The sequence below is a fragment of the Oceanobacillus alkalisoli genome (assembly GCF_022213125.1).
In the GTDB taxonomy this organism is placed as follows: domain Bacteria; phylum Bacillota; class Bacilli; order Bacillales; family Amphibacillaceae; genus Oceanobacillus; species Oceanobacillus alkalisoli.
This window is the reverse complement of record NZ_JAKNRA010000003.1, coordinates 73,810-88,528: the sequence shown is the minus strand read 5'-3', so window position 1 is coordinate 88,528 and position 14,719 is coordinate 73,810. Positions and strand designations below refer to the sequence as shown.

At 39.4% G+C, this 14,719-nt stretch carries 14 protein-coding genes; 10 read left to right on the top strand and 4 right to left on the bottom strand.

Going from position 1 to position 14,719, the window contains the following annotated elements:
• Positions 1–25 precede the first annotated feature (25 nt).
• The 7 genes from L3V42_RS06370 (at position 26) to L3V42_RS06345 (ending at position 5,521) form a co-directional block, all read left to right on the top strand.
• Entirely contained in the window at positions 26–1,036 is a 1,011-nt protein-coding gene (locus L3V42_RS06370) for a zinc-dependent alcohol dehydrogenase (protein ID WP_238471677.1), read from the top strand.
• A gap of 19 nt (positions 1,037–1,055) precedes the next feature.
• The gene (gene kduD / locus L3V42_RS06365; protein ID WP_238471580.1) at positions 1,056–1,814 is read left to right on the top strand and encodes a 2-dehydro-3-deoxy-D-gluconate 5-dehydrogenase KduD; all 759 of its coding nucleotides are present in this window, start codon (positions 1,056–1,058) and stop codon (positions 1,812–1,814) included.
• Positions 1,815–2,062: 248 nt separating this feature from the next.
• Positions 2,063–2,590: a MurR/RpiR family transcriptional regulator gene (locus tag L3V42_RS06360; protein WP_238471579.1), complete on the top strand. Its 528-nt coding sequence runs from the start codon at positions 2,063–2,065 to the stop codon at positions 2,588–2,590.
• A gap of 109 nt (positions 2,591–2,699) precedes the next feature.
• Entirely contained in the window at positions 2,700–3,479 is a 780-nt protein-coding gene (locus L3V42_RS06355) for a DMT family transporter (protein WP_238471578.1), read from the top strand.
• A complete protein-coding gene (locus tag L3V42_RS18485) occupies positions 3,385–3,597 on the top strand; it encodes an EamA family transporter (RefSeq protein WP_369412847.1) in 213 nt (70 codons plus the stop codon). The genes L3V42_RS06355 and L3V42_RS18485 overlap by 95 nt, the downstream gene beginning before the upstream one ends.
• Positions 3,598–3,651: 54 nt before the next feature.
• The gene (locus tag L3V42_RS06350) at positions 3,652–4,128 is read left to right on the top strand and encodes a nucleoside deaminase (RefSeq protein ID WP_238471577.1); all 477 of its coding nucleotides are present in this window, start codon (positions 3,652–3,654) and stop codon (positions 4,126–4,128) included.
• A 157-nt stretch (positions 4,129–4,285) separates the two neighbouring features.
• Positions 4,286–5,521, top strand: coding sequence for a Zn-dependent hydrolase (locus tag L3V42_RS06345; RefSeq protein WP_238471576.1), 1,236 nt, complete (start codon positions 4,286–4,288; stop codon positions 5,519–5,521).
• A gap of 212 nt (positions 5,522–5,733) precedes the next feature.
• Here L3V42_RS06345 and L3V42_RS06340 read toward each other — a convergent pair whose 3' ends face one another.
• The 3 genes from L3V42_RS06340 to nadC are packed head-to-tail and all read right to left on the bottom strand — an operon-like array spanning position 5,734 to position 9,607.
• Entirely contained in the window at positions 5,734–7,683 is a 1,950-nt protein-coding gene (locus tag L3V42_RS06340; RefSeq protein ID WP_238471575.1) for a TRAP transporter permease, read from the bottom strand.
• Positions 7,684–7,728: 45 nt separating this feature from the next.
• Entirely contained in the window at positions 7,729–8,736 is a 1,008-nt protein-coding gene (locus L3V42_RS06335; protein WP_235763304.1) for a TAXI family TRAP transporter solute-binding subunit, read from the bottom strand.
• Positions 8,737–8,758: 22 nt separating this feature from the next.
• Positions 8,759–9,607 carry a carboxylating nicotinate-nucleotide diphosphorylase gene (nadC, locus tag L3V42_RS06330; protein WP_238471574.1) on the bottom strand — a complete coding sequence of 283 codons (849 nt, stop codon included), beginning with the start codon at positions 9,605–9,607 and terminating at the stop codon, positions 8,759–8,761.
• 183 nt (positions 9,608–9,790) lie between these two features.
• On the opposite strand from nadC, the gene L3V42_RS06325 reads away from it, so the two are divergent.
• Together L3V42_RS06325 and dcm are read left to right on the top strand one after the other, a co-directional pair.
• Positions 9,791–10,339, top strand: coding sequence for a transcription repressor NadR (locus L3V42_RS06325; RefSeq protein ID WP_238471573.1), 549 nt, complete (start codon positions 9,791–9,793; stop codon positions 10,337–10,339).
• Between the two features lie 181 nt (positions 10,340–10,520).
• Complete coding sequence (gene dcm, locus L3V42_RS06320) at positions 10,521–11,858, top strand: DNA (cytosine-5-)-methyltransferase (protein ID WP_238471572.1); 1,338 nt, start codon at positions 10,521–10,523, stop codon at positions 11,856–11,858.
• Between the two features lie 32 nt (positions 11,859–11,890).
• Here the strand turns inward: dcm and L3V42_RS06315 are convergent, their stop codons facing one another.
• Positions 11,891–12,703 carry a PmeII family type II restriction endonuclease gene (locus tag L3V42_RS06315; protein WP_238471571.1) on the bottom strand — a complete coding sequence of 271 codons (813 nt, stop codon included), beginning with the start codon at positions 12,701–12,703 and terminating at the stop codon, positions 11,891–11,893.
• A gap of 314 nt (positions 12,704–13,017) precedes the next feature.
• Here L3V42_RS06315 and L3V42_RS06310 point away from each other — a divergent pair, with 314 nt between their 5' ends.
• Positions 13,018–14,661 (top strand): hypothetical protein, encoded by a 1,644-nt coding sequence (locus tag L3V42_RS06310; RefSeq protein ID WP_238471570.1) that lies wholly within the window; start codon positions 13,018–13,020, stop codon positions 14,659–14,661.
• Positions 14,662–14,719 lie beyond the last annotated feature (58 nt).

The window sequence follows — 14,719 nt, the reverse complement described above, 5'->3', positions numbered from 1 at the left end:
GTAGGGAGGGTTTATGTTGACAAACATGAAAGCTGGACAATTCTTTTCCGGAAAAGATGTAAGGATAAAACAAGTACAAAAACCCATTCCTAAAAAAGATGAAGCATTAATTAAAGTATCTTCAGCGGGAATATGTGGAACAGATATGATGATTTTTTTCGGCAAGCATCCAAGAGCGGAAGCTCCCTTAATAATGGGGCATGAATTTAGTGGAATAATTGATTCAATCAATGGAGTCTCTGATTTTACAGTTGGTGACCGTGTAGTAATCGAACCAACTATTAGTTGTGGAAAATGTCCGGCATGTGAGGCAGGACAAATGCATGTATGCCAGGAATTAAAGTTAATAGGAATCGATATGGATGGTGGTTTTGCAGAGTATGTAACCGTACCAATTAATCGATTGCATCGGGTGCCGAAAGAGCTTTCCTTATCTGTCGCTGCATTAGCCGAGCCACTTGCAGTAGCGGTTCATACTGTTAGGAGATCCAGTCTTAAAATTGGTGAGAATGTCGCCATTTTAGGTGCTGGCCCGATTGGACTTTTAATAGGTATGATTGCTAAATTAAACGGAGCGAATAATATTTTTATTTCAGATATTAGTCCTTACCGTTTAGAAAAGGCAAAAGATTTGGGGTTACATCCAATTAATGCGGGAGAAAAGGATGTTGTCGATGGAATTTTATCCTATACAAATGGAAAATTGATTGATACCGTTTTTGAGGTTGCAGGTACCGAAACAACTTTAGAACAAACGGTAAAACTAATAAAAACACAGGGGAAAATTGTAGTAGTTAGTGTGTTTAAGAATAGACCATTAATTGATTTGACCTCCATGCACTTTAATGAAATATCATTAACAACTACCCGTTGTTATAGTAAAGATGATTTTAGAACAGCAATTGATATTATGGCTGGTGGAAAAGTCGATATATCCGCAGTAATCTCCCATCAACTAAAAATTGAGGAAATCGAAAAAGGTTTTTCGCTTATGGGAGAGCCTGATAAATCATTAAAAATTTTAATACAACCATAAACAGGGGGTAACTCTATTCATGTTGAAATCTTTTTCTTTAGAAGGCAAGGTAGCAGTAGTTACTGGTGCAACAAGAGGTATTGGGCAAGAAATGGCATTAGCGCTAGCCGAAGCGGGAGCCGATATAGCCTTATTGCAACGTAATGTAGAGAAAGAAGAAACAAAAAAAGAAATAGAGAATTTCGGAAGAAAATGCGTCATTATAGCCTGCGATCTAAGGGATAATGAACAGGTTAAACAAGCAGTCCCGTCTGTAGTGGATTACTTCGGAAAGATTGATATCCTTGTCAATAATGGTGGCATCCAACGCCGTTCTCCTGCTGTAGACTTTTCAGAATCTGATTGGGACGATGTGATGAATGTTAATTTAAAAGCCGTTTGGCTTTTAGCGCAGCAAGCGGGAAACTATATGGTTCCAAAGAAAAGTGGAAAAATTATTAATGTAGCATCTTTGAACTCTTTTCAAGGTGGAATCAATATCCCAGCCTATGCATCCGCAAAAGGTGGGGTAGCCCAGTTAACAAAAGCACTTGCAAATGAATGGGCACAGCACCATGTCAATGTAAATGCAATCGTCCCTGGCTATATTGCAACAGATATGAATGAAGCACTCATTCGAGATGAAACGAGAAGTAGGCAAATTTTAGAACGTATCCCTGCTAGTCGTTGGGGAAGCCCAGAGGATTTCAAGGGTACGGTAGTATATTTAGCTTCAGATGCTTCAAATTATGTGCATGGCCACTTGTTAGCTGTTGATGGCGGTTGGATGGGAAGATAATTTTATTATAATTGAAAAGTTCTGTTTCCTGAGATCTTATTAGAATAAGCTTGAAATGATATGGCATGAGAATTAATTATCGTTTAGGTATTCTGGGACTTTAAATGTTAAAGCAATTGTTTCTGGCATGACAGGTAAATTAATTGCAGAACCTGAAGAAAGATTAATTGCGCTGGGATGAAATGGACGTTTGAGATCTTTGATTTAAGAAAACTTGAATAAGATGGAACAGAGAGGCATAAACAAATTTGCCTCTTTATTTTTTTGCAAAAAGTTATTTGCTAGGGAATTTTGATAAATCAATTGATATGCTTGTTCAAGCTAAATCTATCAATATCTTTGGTATGAGGCCTTATAAGCCGGTCGCGCTTTATTTTGAACAGCTAATTGGAGAGTTTTATCCAAAGGTAAGGCAGTTAAGTCACGATTCTGAAGTAGTGTTAGATAAGGTGATGCAAATAGAAAATGAGGAGGTTTTATTAGTTTTTTCCTTAGAACCATATACCGAGCGAATTATCCGGGCCGCTAAAGTAGCGCATGAACTGGATATCCCAATTATCTTAATCACTGATCATATTTCTTGTCCGATTATGAAGTATGCAACAACAGTCCTGAAAATCGAAGCAAGTGACGACGTGTTCTCGATTATCCCGACGATAGCTCTAATGGAAGCAATGGTAATTGAATTTGGGAAACGTTTTTCCGGTGACTCGATTGAAAAGCTGAATAAATTACAAAAGATACTGAAAGAAAATTATGTGACATTTTCTTATTAGGATGGTTAAATGAATATCGTTGCTAAGTAAAATCAGGTGAGTCAACTAAACACTGCCTGATTTTATTGGTTGTTTAGAAAATATAGAACGTATTTTGGGAGGGAAACGATTGAAGCAGAGAACGATTAACATTCTATTAGTCATTACAATTATCTGCATCTCCTTATCTGCAATATTTGTGAAATTATCGAATGCACCCTCGACGGTGATGGTCATGTATCGGATGTTTTTAGCATGTTTAATCATTCTTCCTATGGTTATTAAACATCGGAAAGCATTTCTTAGGATACGAGTTAGAGAATGGGTAGCGATTGTATTTGCTGGTATCTTTTTAGCTGGGTATTTTGGATTGTGGTTTAAATCCTTAAATCATACAACCGTGACAAGTTCTACTCTAATTCTAGCATTACAGCCCGCAATTGCCTTAGCTCTAGGACTCCTCTTCTTTAAAGAAAAGGTAGATATCCGTACTGTGTTTGCGATGGGTGTTGCTTTTATTGGTGTTGTCATTGTTGGAGGAGGTAATTTAGGGGGCGGTAGTGGCGCCTTCTTTAGAAATATTTTATCTTTCTGTGCCGTCGTATCTGTTGTTCTATATTTAATGATCGGTCAACGGAATGTAAAATCGATTAATCATTGGGTATACAGCTTTTTAGTGTTCTTTATGGCTGGGGTAGCGGTTGCAATCTTTAATTTAATTGGCGGGATACCGTTTACTGGTTATAGTGCAAATGATTGGATCGTATTCATTATGCTCGCCATTTTTTCCAACAGGAGCACATATCATTTTCAATATGCTATTAAACTATGTCAATACAACAACGGTATCCATGGCTACGTTGGGAGAACCAATTGGAGCTTCTGTTTTAGCGATCTTCCTCTTAAATGAGATGCTTACACCTGTGGAAGCTGTCGGTGGTATCCTGATTATTGCTGGAATATTTTACCTTCTGAGACTACAGGGGGACCTGAAAGAGGTTGCCCTCAAGGAATCGGAAAGCTTGTAAAGTGAATGGGTACATCGATAGAATATGGGTACATGAATGAAGGAGGATTACAATATGATAACAGAGACAGATAGAAAACATTTACGCTGTTGTGTGGAACTGGCAAAGTCCGCTCTCGAGAAAGGTGATGAGCCATTCGGTTCTGTCCTTGTCTCAGCGGATGGAGAGGTACTATTTGAAGACCATAATCATGTTGCGGGCGGAGATCATACGCAACATCCGGAATTCGCTATCGCGCGCTGGGCAGCGGGGAACATGAAGCCGGAAGATAGAAGAGAGGCGACTGTTTATACTTCAGGTGAACATTGTCCGATGTGTTCAGCGGCTCATGGCTGGGTTGGTTTAGGCCGGATTGTGTACGCAAGTTCGTCGGAGCAGCTTGCCGAGTGGATGAGTGAGCTGGGAGTTGCTCCGTCGCCTGTTCGAAGTCTGCCAATCCAAGACGTGATTCGGGACGCAGTAGTTGATGGACCAGTTCCGGAACTTGCGGAACAAGTACGGGAACTGCACTGGAAGCTGCATGGGAAGTAAGAGGAAACAATTAAGCTTGTGATATTGATGCGGTCAAGGGACTTGTTCCCTTGACCCTTTTTGCATGTACGCTAAGATCTTAAAATGTCTGGAGTTATTACGGAATATACGGTAAGTTATAACTATACATAATGCTAAAGTAATGGGGATGGACCATATGAAAATCGAGCGCTTAATGAAAACGTTAGATAGATTGAATGAATTAGGTGAGGCGGATAGAGGGATTGAGCGGATCGCCTATACATCCGAAGAATATCTCGCAAAGCAATATTTGATGAGGGAAGGGACCTTGCTTGGGCTTGGAACAGAAATTGATGCAGCGGGGAATGTTATCGTCCGCCTGCCTGGTGCAGACGACTCGCTTCCCCCTGTCATTATTGGGTCTCATTTAGATACGATTTATCAAGGTGGGAAGTATGATGGTCTGCTTGGTGTTGTAGCTGGATTTGAAATTATCCGCTCGATAAAAGAAGCAGGAACCCAGACGCAGCATCCGATTGAATTAATCGGTTTTACTTGTGAGGAATCGTCACGTTTTAACTTTGCGACGCTTGGTAGTAAGGTGATGATGAATAAGGTGAACCTTGCGACATTGGAAACATTGAAGGATAGAAATGGAATATCGCTAAGGGATGCGGTAAAGGAACAGGGACTTGAGTTGGATCAGTTCCCACAGGCAGACCAAAGTGATAGACGTGTAAAAGCATTTTATGAATTGCATATTGAACAAGGGCCAAAGTTGATCCAGGAGAATAAACAAATCGGTATTGTGACAGGAATTGCGGCACCGCTTCGATTGGCAATTCATATTTCCGGAAAGAGTTCCCACTCTGGAACGACTGGGATGAAGAATCGACGAGATGCATTGCTTGCTGCAGCTGAGTTAGCGCTTGCTGTTGAAGAAGCAGGTCTTTTTGAAGATGAACATGAAACAGTTGCAACGGTCGGTGTACTGGATATAACGCCAAGGGCCATGAACGTTGTGCCCGGGAGTGCATCAATCAAGGTGGATATCCGCAGTATATATGTCGATTCCCGTGAACGGGTGCTTGAACGGATAAAGGAAAAAGCGGAGCAAATCGAGAGGAAGCGTGCGACACCCATTTCAATGGAAGTCATCCAAAATGATGACCCGGTCATGATGGATGAGGAATTAGCGCAGGCGTTTGCGGCGACATGTGAAGAGGCCGGAGTTTCTTATATGTTCATGGCAAGTGGTGCAGGTCATGATGCGATGAACACCGCTTCCAGCTGGCCGACTACCCTGGTGTTCGTTCCTTCTGTCGATGGATTGAGTCATCATCCTGATGAATTTACAGAGGAAGAAGATATTGAGGTTGGGGTTGCTTTATTGGAGAAGGAAGTTTTGAAGCAAGCGGTGATTTGTGGGTAAGCGGGCGTCCAAAGGTTGCTCCACGCTGGTGTGGGGCGTTTTTTTGCTTATTTGGTCGTTAATGGTGCCACTCACCACCCGACCCGGTTGCTTTTTGTTAAATTAGTCACTGACAAAATTGCTTAAAGCCCGACTCAGGCATACTGATCAATCGTTAACTGACAAATCCCTGTTGCAACTAAATGCAACAACCAAATAAGAGAAGCGGCCATTTACTCCGCTTCTCTTATCGAATGAATCGGTGAAATTTGCTCTCTTGACCCTTTTTGCATGAAGAAAACAACGAGAACGAGTGCAAGGCCAGCTATATTCCAGATGACACCCGGGAAGATGAATAAACAGCCACTACCAAGTAAAAGTAACCGGTCGAGCGCGGTCGCATTCGTTACAAGCCAGCCAATCATCGCTCCAGTAAGTGCAGTAATACCTAGTAAAGCAGTAAGAACAGCTAGCACGATTTCTCCAATTGAACCCTCCAGCAATAATGCCGGTTCCAACACGAACATAAATGGAATAAAGAACCCAACGATTCCGAATTTCACTGCCTCTAAGCCCACTCGGTTCGGATTTTCGTCGGCAATTCCAGCAGCTGCATACGCTGCTACGGCAACAGGTGGTGTGATTGCTGAAAAAATGGAGAAATAAACGATAAATAAATGTGCTGCCATTGGCTGAATACCTAATTCAATTAATGTAGGGGCAGCAAGCATCGCAGTTAAAATATACGCAGCAGCTACTGGCATGCCCATTCCTAATACAATACAAATGACCATTACAAGCAGCAATGTAGGGATAAAAAGTCCGCCCGTTAAGCCAAGCACGATACTCGTTAATTTTCCTCCGAGCCCTGTAGACATGATGGCTGTAATGATCAAGCCTGCAACAGCACAAGCCGCCGTAACAGGAATGGATGATCTTGCCCCGTCCACCAGCGCTTGAAATGTCGCTTTAACTCCAATACGAGTTTCCCTGCGAAACCAGCTTACGACGATAATGGCAATAATGGCGTAAAACCCTGTTCGCGATGCACTGTAACCTTGAATAAGAAAATACATAAGCACAATGAAAGGGATGAAATGGAACCATCCTTCCTTTAACACCTTTTTAATGTCTGGTATATTCTCTGCTTTCGGCCGAGGTATATCAGAACGCACTGCCTCTAAATGAACCATCAACAGCAAGGAAACATAATAGAGAATAGCTGGAATCGTAGCAGCAAGGGCAATCATTCCATATGGGATTTGGGTTACCGCGGCCATTAAGAAGGCAGACGAACCCATAATCGGAGGCAGAATGCTTCCGCCAGTTGACGCTACAGCTTCAATTCCTGCAGCAACAGATGGTTTATAGCCATTTTTTTTACTCACTGGAATCGTAAAGGATCCTGTTGCAACGACATTCGCAGTTGGACTTCCGGAAATTGAACCGAAAAAGGCGCTCGTTAATACAGCTACTTTGGCAGCTCCGCCTCGTGTTCTCCCAGCAATCGCAGTCGATAATTGAAAGAAAAATTCACCTGTCCCAGCTTGCTTTAAAAATGCGCCAAACAAGAGGAACATAAACACGAAAGTTGCCGCTACTGAAATCGGAGAACCCCATAATCCGTTATAACTGAAGGCGAGCTCATGAATGACCTCTATAAAAGAAAACTCCCGGTGTTGCCAGATTCCCGGCAAATAATGCCCGAAGAAAATATAACAAAAACCAACGAGCAGAATCGCAATAATTGGAAAACCCATCGTGCGGCGTGCGGCTTCAATTGCTAACAAGATAAACACAAGCCCGAAAAATAAATCGAGAGTCGTGAGCGGGTCCATAATTGGAATTCTTATCGCTATGCGCTCCGCATGCAGCGAAAAATAAATGCCAGCTAGAATGACGAGGAGTACCGCTGTATAATCGATCCAAGTCGGATTTTCCGTTGTTTTACCTGCGTGGGCTTTCCTGGAATAACCATACAGCAAAAAGGCGATTGCAAGAATACCGGATAAATGCAATGCCATTTGATTCAGCGGATCTAATTTCCCCCAAATGACCGACCAGATTTGATAGACTGCTAGAATACAAGCAAGCAGTCTAAAGATATGTAAATGATAGGATGACAGCTGGCGACGGTACCCATACCCGAACCAGCCGGTTATACGTGTTTTTAGGTTCACCATTGAACAAACTCCTTTATCGGAGGCTAAGCTCCGTCCACCTTTGGATTATTTTTCAAGCAGCCCTTTTTCTTTAAAAAACTTCTCCGCTCCCGGATGCAGGGGGAGTTCTCCAACATTGCTCATATTTCTTTTCGTTAATGCTTTAAATTCTTCATGAACGGTATCTAAATAATTCAAATTATTATAAATACTATTTGTGACAGCATAGACTTCTTCATCAGAGACATCTTTATGAACCATGAGAATTGCCGGTGTGCTCACCGTATGAACGTCTTCTGCGAGAAAATCATAGGTTCCAGCTGGAATGATGTTCGGCTCCATTCCTAGGTTTTTGGCAATAGTCTGGATCACTTCTTTTTCAAAGGAAATCATATTCAAATTTGTCGTAGTTGCTGCTTCGATAATGTTACTGGAAGGAGCGGATTCAGCATTCCCCGCAGCATCAAGCCTACCGTCAGCCATGAGTTCAAAAGCCATCGAACCAGAGAGGAAATCAACTGAACCACCTTCAGAAATGATCTCTTCATAGCTCACCCCATAAAATTTTAAAATTTCCCGGGTAATAACTTCGCCTGCTGAACCTTGTTGGTTCACTGATATGCGGAGTGGATCATTACTTTCTAATAAGTCCGCAATCGAGGTGACCCCAAGCTCTTCTCTAGTAAAAAGCTGATAATAGTTTGCGGGGACAACGACACTGACGGCACGGATATCTTTAAAGGCTTGGTTGTACGGTTCTAGTCCTCTATAAGCAGCATAAGCTGTCATCGAATAGGACAGGCCATAGGGAACTTTTCCTGTTCCAACCATTAATGGATTCTCAATAATGCTTCCAGGCTCGACCGTTATAAATGATCCACCATTCTCCCGGCGAATCGACTCCGCAATCCCTTCCGTAAACACCGCCCAAGCACCACCAGTTCGTCCGCCTTTGATTGTTGTTGAAAGCTGCGTATTTTGCCCATCGGCTGGTTCAGAATTTGTTTCGCTTCCACATGCGACTAATAATGTGAAGCTAAGTAAGATTATCGACAGTTTCCAAACGTTTCTCATCTTGCATCTCCTTGCCGGAACCTTAGTTATTTTCCTGTTCTTCTTTTACAAGCAAACTAATATCCAATGCTTTCACCGAGTGGGTTAACGCACCTAGTGAAATATAGTGCACACCTGTTCCTGCATATGTTGCTAGGGTTTCAAGGTTGATTCCACCAGACGCTTCCGTGATAATCGGGGGCGGCACGAGCTTCGCAAATTCCTTCACTTCTTCCGGAGTCCGGTTATCAAACATGATCACATCAGCTTTTGCTTCCACAGCTTCGATTACCCCTGCTTTACTTTCTGTTTCGACTTCAATCTTCACCATATGTCCAAGTGCTTCTCGGGCTTTTTCGACAGCTTTTGTAATCGACCCTGCATAGGAAATATGGTTATCTTTAATCATTACACCATCATATAATCCGTTCCGATGATTCTTACCACCACCGACCGTCACTGCATATTTCTCGAACATACGTAAGCCCGGTGTCGTTTTTCTTGTATCACAAATTTGAATGGAAGAGTCATTCAACGTTCCTACACATTGATTCGTCAAGGTCGCAATCCCACTCATGCGCTGGAGTAGATTTAAAATAACCCGTTCCCCAGTTAAGATATTCCGAACTGAACCGCGGACTTCCGCAATTTTCTCGCCCCTTTGCACATAGTCTCCGTCCGTATAGTAAAGAGAGACTTCTAACTTTGAATCTAGTAAATGATAAGCTTGTTGAATAATGTCTAGGCCTGCAATAACTCCAGATTCCTTCGCTATAAAAATACCGCTTCCATTTTGCTTCGCTGGGAAGATCGCATGACTTGTCAGGTCCTTATCTCCAATATCTTCTAGAAAAAAGTCTTCTAACATTTTTCGTAGTTTGATTTGATTCATTGTATGTACGCTCCATTTTCATATTTATTAAGAGTTTGATTGTTAATTACTTCACATGTATTGCATAAAAATAAGCTGGATGAGATAATCTAGGGTGGGTGTCATGACATCTATATTTACATAAAATTAATATAATATCAAGCACTTATTATAAAAATCTATACAAATAAGGGGATAAAGCACATGCAAGGTAAAGAAAAAATGTCATCCAGTGAGCGTCAGAAGCTGATTATAAGGGAGCTCAAAAAGTCAAAAGAGCCAATTACCGCTTCTGTATTTGCGGAAAAATCGAATGTATCAAGACAAGTGATTGTGCAAGATGTGTCGATTTTAAAAGCAAAAAATGAACCAGTTGTCGCAACGAGTCAAGGTTATATTTATATAAGTGATCAAGCGGAAGATAATATGGTACGAAAGACAATTGTTGTGAATCATACACCGGAACAGACGTTAGCGGAATTGTATATTATGGTCGACCATGGGGTGACGGTGAGGGATGTGAGTGTGGATCATCCGGTTTATGGGGATATTACGGCTTCGATTCGCGTGAGTAATCGAAAGGAAGTTGATCTCTTCTATCAGAATTTGCGGGTGCCGAATGTTGCGCATTTGTCATCTCTTACGAATGGATTGCATTTGCATACATTGGAGGCAGATTCTTTGGAAAAGATTGAGGAGGTTTGTCGGGAGTTGGAGAGAGCGGGTATTTTGATTGGGGAGGCGGGTGAATAGGTGAAATGAGTTTTGATAGGTACAGGCTAATTCACGTGACCGTCACTTCTCGAATCTAATATAATAGTATGATACAGTAAAAAGATATGATTTTAATTTGTTGACTATCAATGTCTATTCATAATATAATAACCTGTGCAATAGTTAAATTTATATTTAACTTATGAAGGGAAGGGTAGAGTTGTATACATTAAGTAAAGAAAGAGTAAGAGCTCATATGGAAAAACGCGGAATACAAACACAAACAGAATTAGCTGAACAGTTAGGAGTAAGTAAAAATCAATTATCCATGATACTTTCCCCTAACTACAGTCCTATCAAATCTAATGTTATAAAGTTATGTGAAACCCTTGATGTAGAGCTTGATGAAATCTCCGAACAAATGAGCTTTGGCTTTGATCTAGAAGAGATAGAGGATAATAAAAAGACCTCGCAAAAAATAGTGAAAGAAACAGATGATAATAATTTTGTTGAGGTAAGAGGAATAAAACCTAAAAAGGAATATAAGGTATTAGAATTATTCGCTGGCGCTGGTGGTCTGGCACTTGGTCTAGAACAAGCTGGTTTTGAGTCTATTGGAAATATTGAATTTGACAAGCATGCTTGTAATACCTTAAGAAAAAACAAACCTCATTGGAATGTAATTGAAGAAGATATTGAGAAAGTAACGGAGGTCGGCATAGAAAACTATATTGATGAAATTGCGGTAGGCGAATTGGATCTCTTATCTGGGGGATATCCTTGCCAAGCATTTAGTTATGCTGGCAAAAAAGAAGGTTTGCAGGATGCCCGAGGTACATTATTTTATCACTTTGGTAAGATCTTAGATCAATTAAAACCTAAAATGTTTTTAGCTGAGAATGTTAGGGGCCTTGTCAATCATGATCATGGGAGAACGCTAGAAACAATGCTAAATGTTTTTTCCAGTATCGGTTACAAAGTGAAATGGAAAGTTCTTAAGGCATTAGATTATGATGTAGCTCAAAAAAGGGAAAGAATTGTTATTGTTGGTGTTAGAAATGATTTAATAAATAATTATATCGATATAAATTTTAAGTTCCCTAAACCTTATGGTTATGAACTAACTTTAAAGGATGTACTTAAAGATGTCCCCGCATCTGATGGAGCAAATTATCCCGAATCTAAAAAGAAAGTTCTTGATCTTGTACCTCCAGGAGGATATTGGAGAGATCTTCCTGAAGAAATAGCGAAAGATTATATGGGAAAAAGCTATTACTCTGGTGGTGGGAGAACAGGCATGGCTCGGAGGTTATCTTGGGATGAACCATCATTGACTTTAACTACCTCACCTGCCCAAAAACAAACGGAAAGATGTCACCCAGATGAAACCCGACCTTTCACCGTTAGGGAATATGCAAGGATACAAAGCTTCCCTGATAGTTGGGAGTTTGATTGTTCTATAAATAATGCCTATAAACAAATAGGAAATGCTGTTCCTGTTAACATGGCGAAAGCAATCGGATTATCAATTATCAACACTTTAAATCAATTTAATTAGAAAAGTGAGGATGCAATTAATCGCATCCTCATTTATTTTACTTCATATTTTTCTCGTAATTCTCTTATTTTTCCTTTCGATTCTTTATTAAGTTGCTTTTGGTTTTCTTCTGATACATTTTTTTGACTTTGAAGAGCTGTTTCTATTTCTTTAGCTAATTGTCCAATGACTTCTTCTAAAAGTTCTGTACCATCATATTCTAAAGCTATTTCCCCCATTACCTCACCCAGCACATCATAAAAGTTAGCGTGTCCAGTTAGTCGATGCCAAAAGTCTTTACCTATGATAACGGGGTAGTCCTTATCTATATTTTTATAATGGTTACTTAATTGATCAGGTGTACCATAAAATACTCCCACTATTAAATCATTTAAGCCAATATCGAGATTATTTGTTCGGGCTAAGTTTCTCACACTGTCAAAGTGATTTTTAATGGTAGTGACGTCATCCCTGTTTATTGTATTTGGCCCGGCTTTAATTTGGCAGTATTTTTTTCTTCCGTCTACCATATCAATAAATTCAATATCAATACCTTGTGTAGTAGAACCAAAGCCTTTCAATATTTGACTACAATATTTTTGCAACTGGTTTCCAAATATAGTATTAATTGAAGGTCCGAGAGTTCTAGCATATACTAACGCTTTTGCAATACTCTTGGCATCATCCTGCCCGGTTAAAAATCTTGCTTTATATTTATCAAGGAATGGATTCAGATTGAATGCCTTTAATCTAACTAATTTCACTGTATTATTAACATGATTTTGAGCTATTTCTTTCTTGAAAAAATCCTTGAAATTTTCGATAATTTCATCTAGAGCCTTTTGGTTTAATTTATCCTGACTCAATGGATTTCCCCCTTTCATGTAAAATTAAAATACAATATGGTATAATGTTACCATTTATCATTGTCTTTTACTAGGTTATAAGTCAACCGAAAATTTGCAAACGGGAGCAAAAATTCAAAAAGTAACACAAGATATTAAAAAAATTCCGATACAACTAATCATTGACTTCGACAAATTTATAAATTACATAGAGACTTGCTGAATGCTTTACCACGATTGGAAGAGGAGTGAATAAATTGGTAAACGTCTGACCACTTTTCCACACCCAATTAAATTAAAACGCGAGGTGATAAATAATGAATTATAAAGAGTTTATGGAAATTATTAATAAAAAATTAACGAGCATGTCAGACTCCGAAAAAGACAATTGGATATTCAATCTAGCTAGAGTCACGAAGGAAGATAAAAGAAATGCATTTTTAAGTCCTATAATGAATCAATCGGATCAACATTTGATTACCGCTGATTTGGAATGGATAGAAGCACTCTGTGAGGATATAGAGAGTGGAAAAGTTTATTTTGAATGCACTAGCTATGAAGTGTATGGTGAAAGCTATTGGGATAGAGATTTTAAATACGATTATTTCGATGAGTTTAGAATTGGAGATGATTTGTTAAGGGCTTTCCAGCTAACAGAGGAATTGTTATATCAAAAAGATTACATACAAGCTTCTAAATTCTATGAAATGCTTTGTATGATGGTGTTTCAAATAAATGATGGAGATACAGAAGAGTGGGAAGAACTTGAATTGGAGGATCTTGTAGAAGAGAATATCATAGAATTAGATTTACATCATATTGCTCAACATGCAATCTATGCAAAATATCAGGCTATGGAAAGAGAAAAGAGACCTGCCGCAATATTTAATTATTTTACATGGAAATTGTCGAATAATCTAAGTATGGAAGAAATATTTACTGTAGGTCCAGAGGCACTTCCGAACCTAGACTTATTTATGGAGGACTGGATTGTCTTTTTAGGGAATAAAAATGGAGACTTGGCAGGGAAACTATTAATCGAAGCATGTATGTATCAAGGAGGAATTCGCAGACTATGTGAAACAGCTAAGGACGTATCGAGAAACCATCCCATACTTTATAAATATGCGTGTGAGTATCTAGTGAATCGAAATCAAATGATAGAGTGTGAAAAACTCGGGCTTGAAGCACTACACCAATTGCCTGAAAACTTGATTATTCGAGCTAGGATTGCAGATTTGACTGCTGTAGCTGCAAATAGTTTAGAACATCATAATATTGTAGAAACATGCTATGTGGCTGCCTTTTATTCGGATTCATCTTTAAGTAACTATTTCCGATTATTTCAACTTAATGAAGATGGATTTGAAGTAGCAAATAAAGCGGCAAAACACGCAAAAACATTGCCCGAACAAAAAACGGATTATTTTAATCGGATAAATCGACAGTTATTAACAAATAACCTTTCAAAGGAACAAAAAAAGGTTATTGATTTTATTAATGCTGAATTTGATGTTATCTATGAACATTGTAAAAAGGATACAACTGCATTAGGATGGACGAACAGTTTCATAGGGATAGCTGTGCCACTTTTTATTTTAATGTTAAATAAGAGGTCAGAAATTACAAAAGCTGGGCAACAGCTTATCAATAGTTTAGCACACAGATTAGGATATACAGATTCCAAATTGCTTGAAAATCAGTTTTTAACTTGGAAAGAAAAAATTGATTTATCAGCTGAACAATATGAAAAATATATTCAATGGTTAACAAAAATAATAGAACGAAGGACAGATGCTATTGTTGGGGGAGGCTACCGTAAGAGCTATTATAAGGCAGCCGCACTTATCGCCTCCTTGGGGGAAACCTTGGAGTCCAATGGGGATTTAAATGCAAGAGAGCGGATAATAGAGCATTATAAAAAGGTACACTCCCGAAAAAGAGCATTTAAGTCGGAATTTGAAAGGTTTCATAGTTAGAGATTAAAAAGCCAAAAAGTCAATTATGACTTCACTTAAAAGTTAGCACTACTCTCGT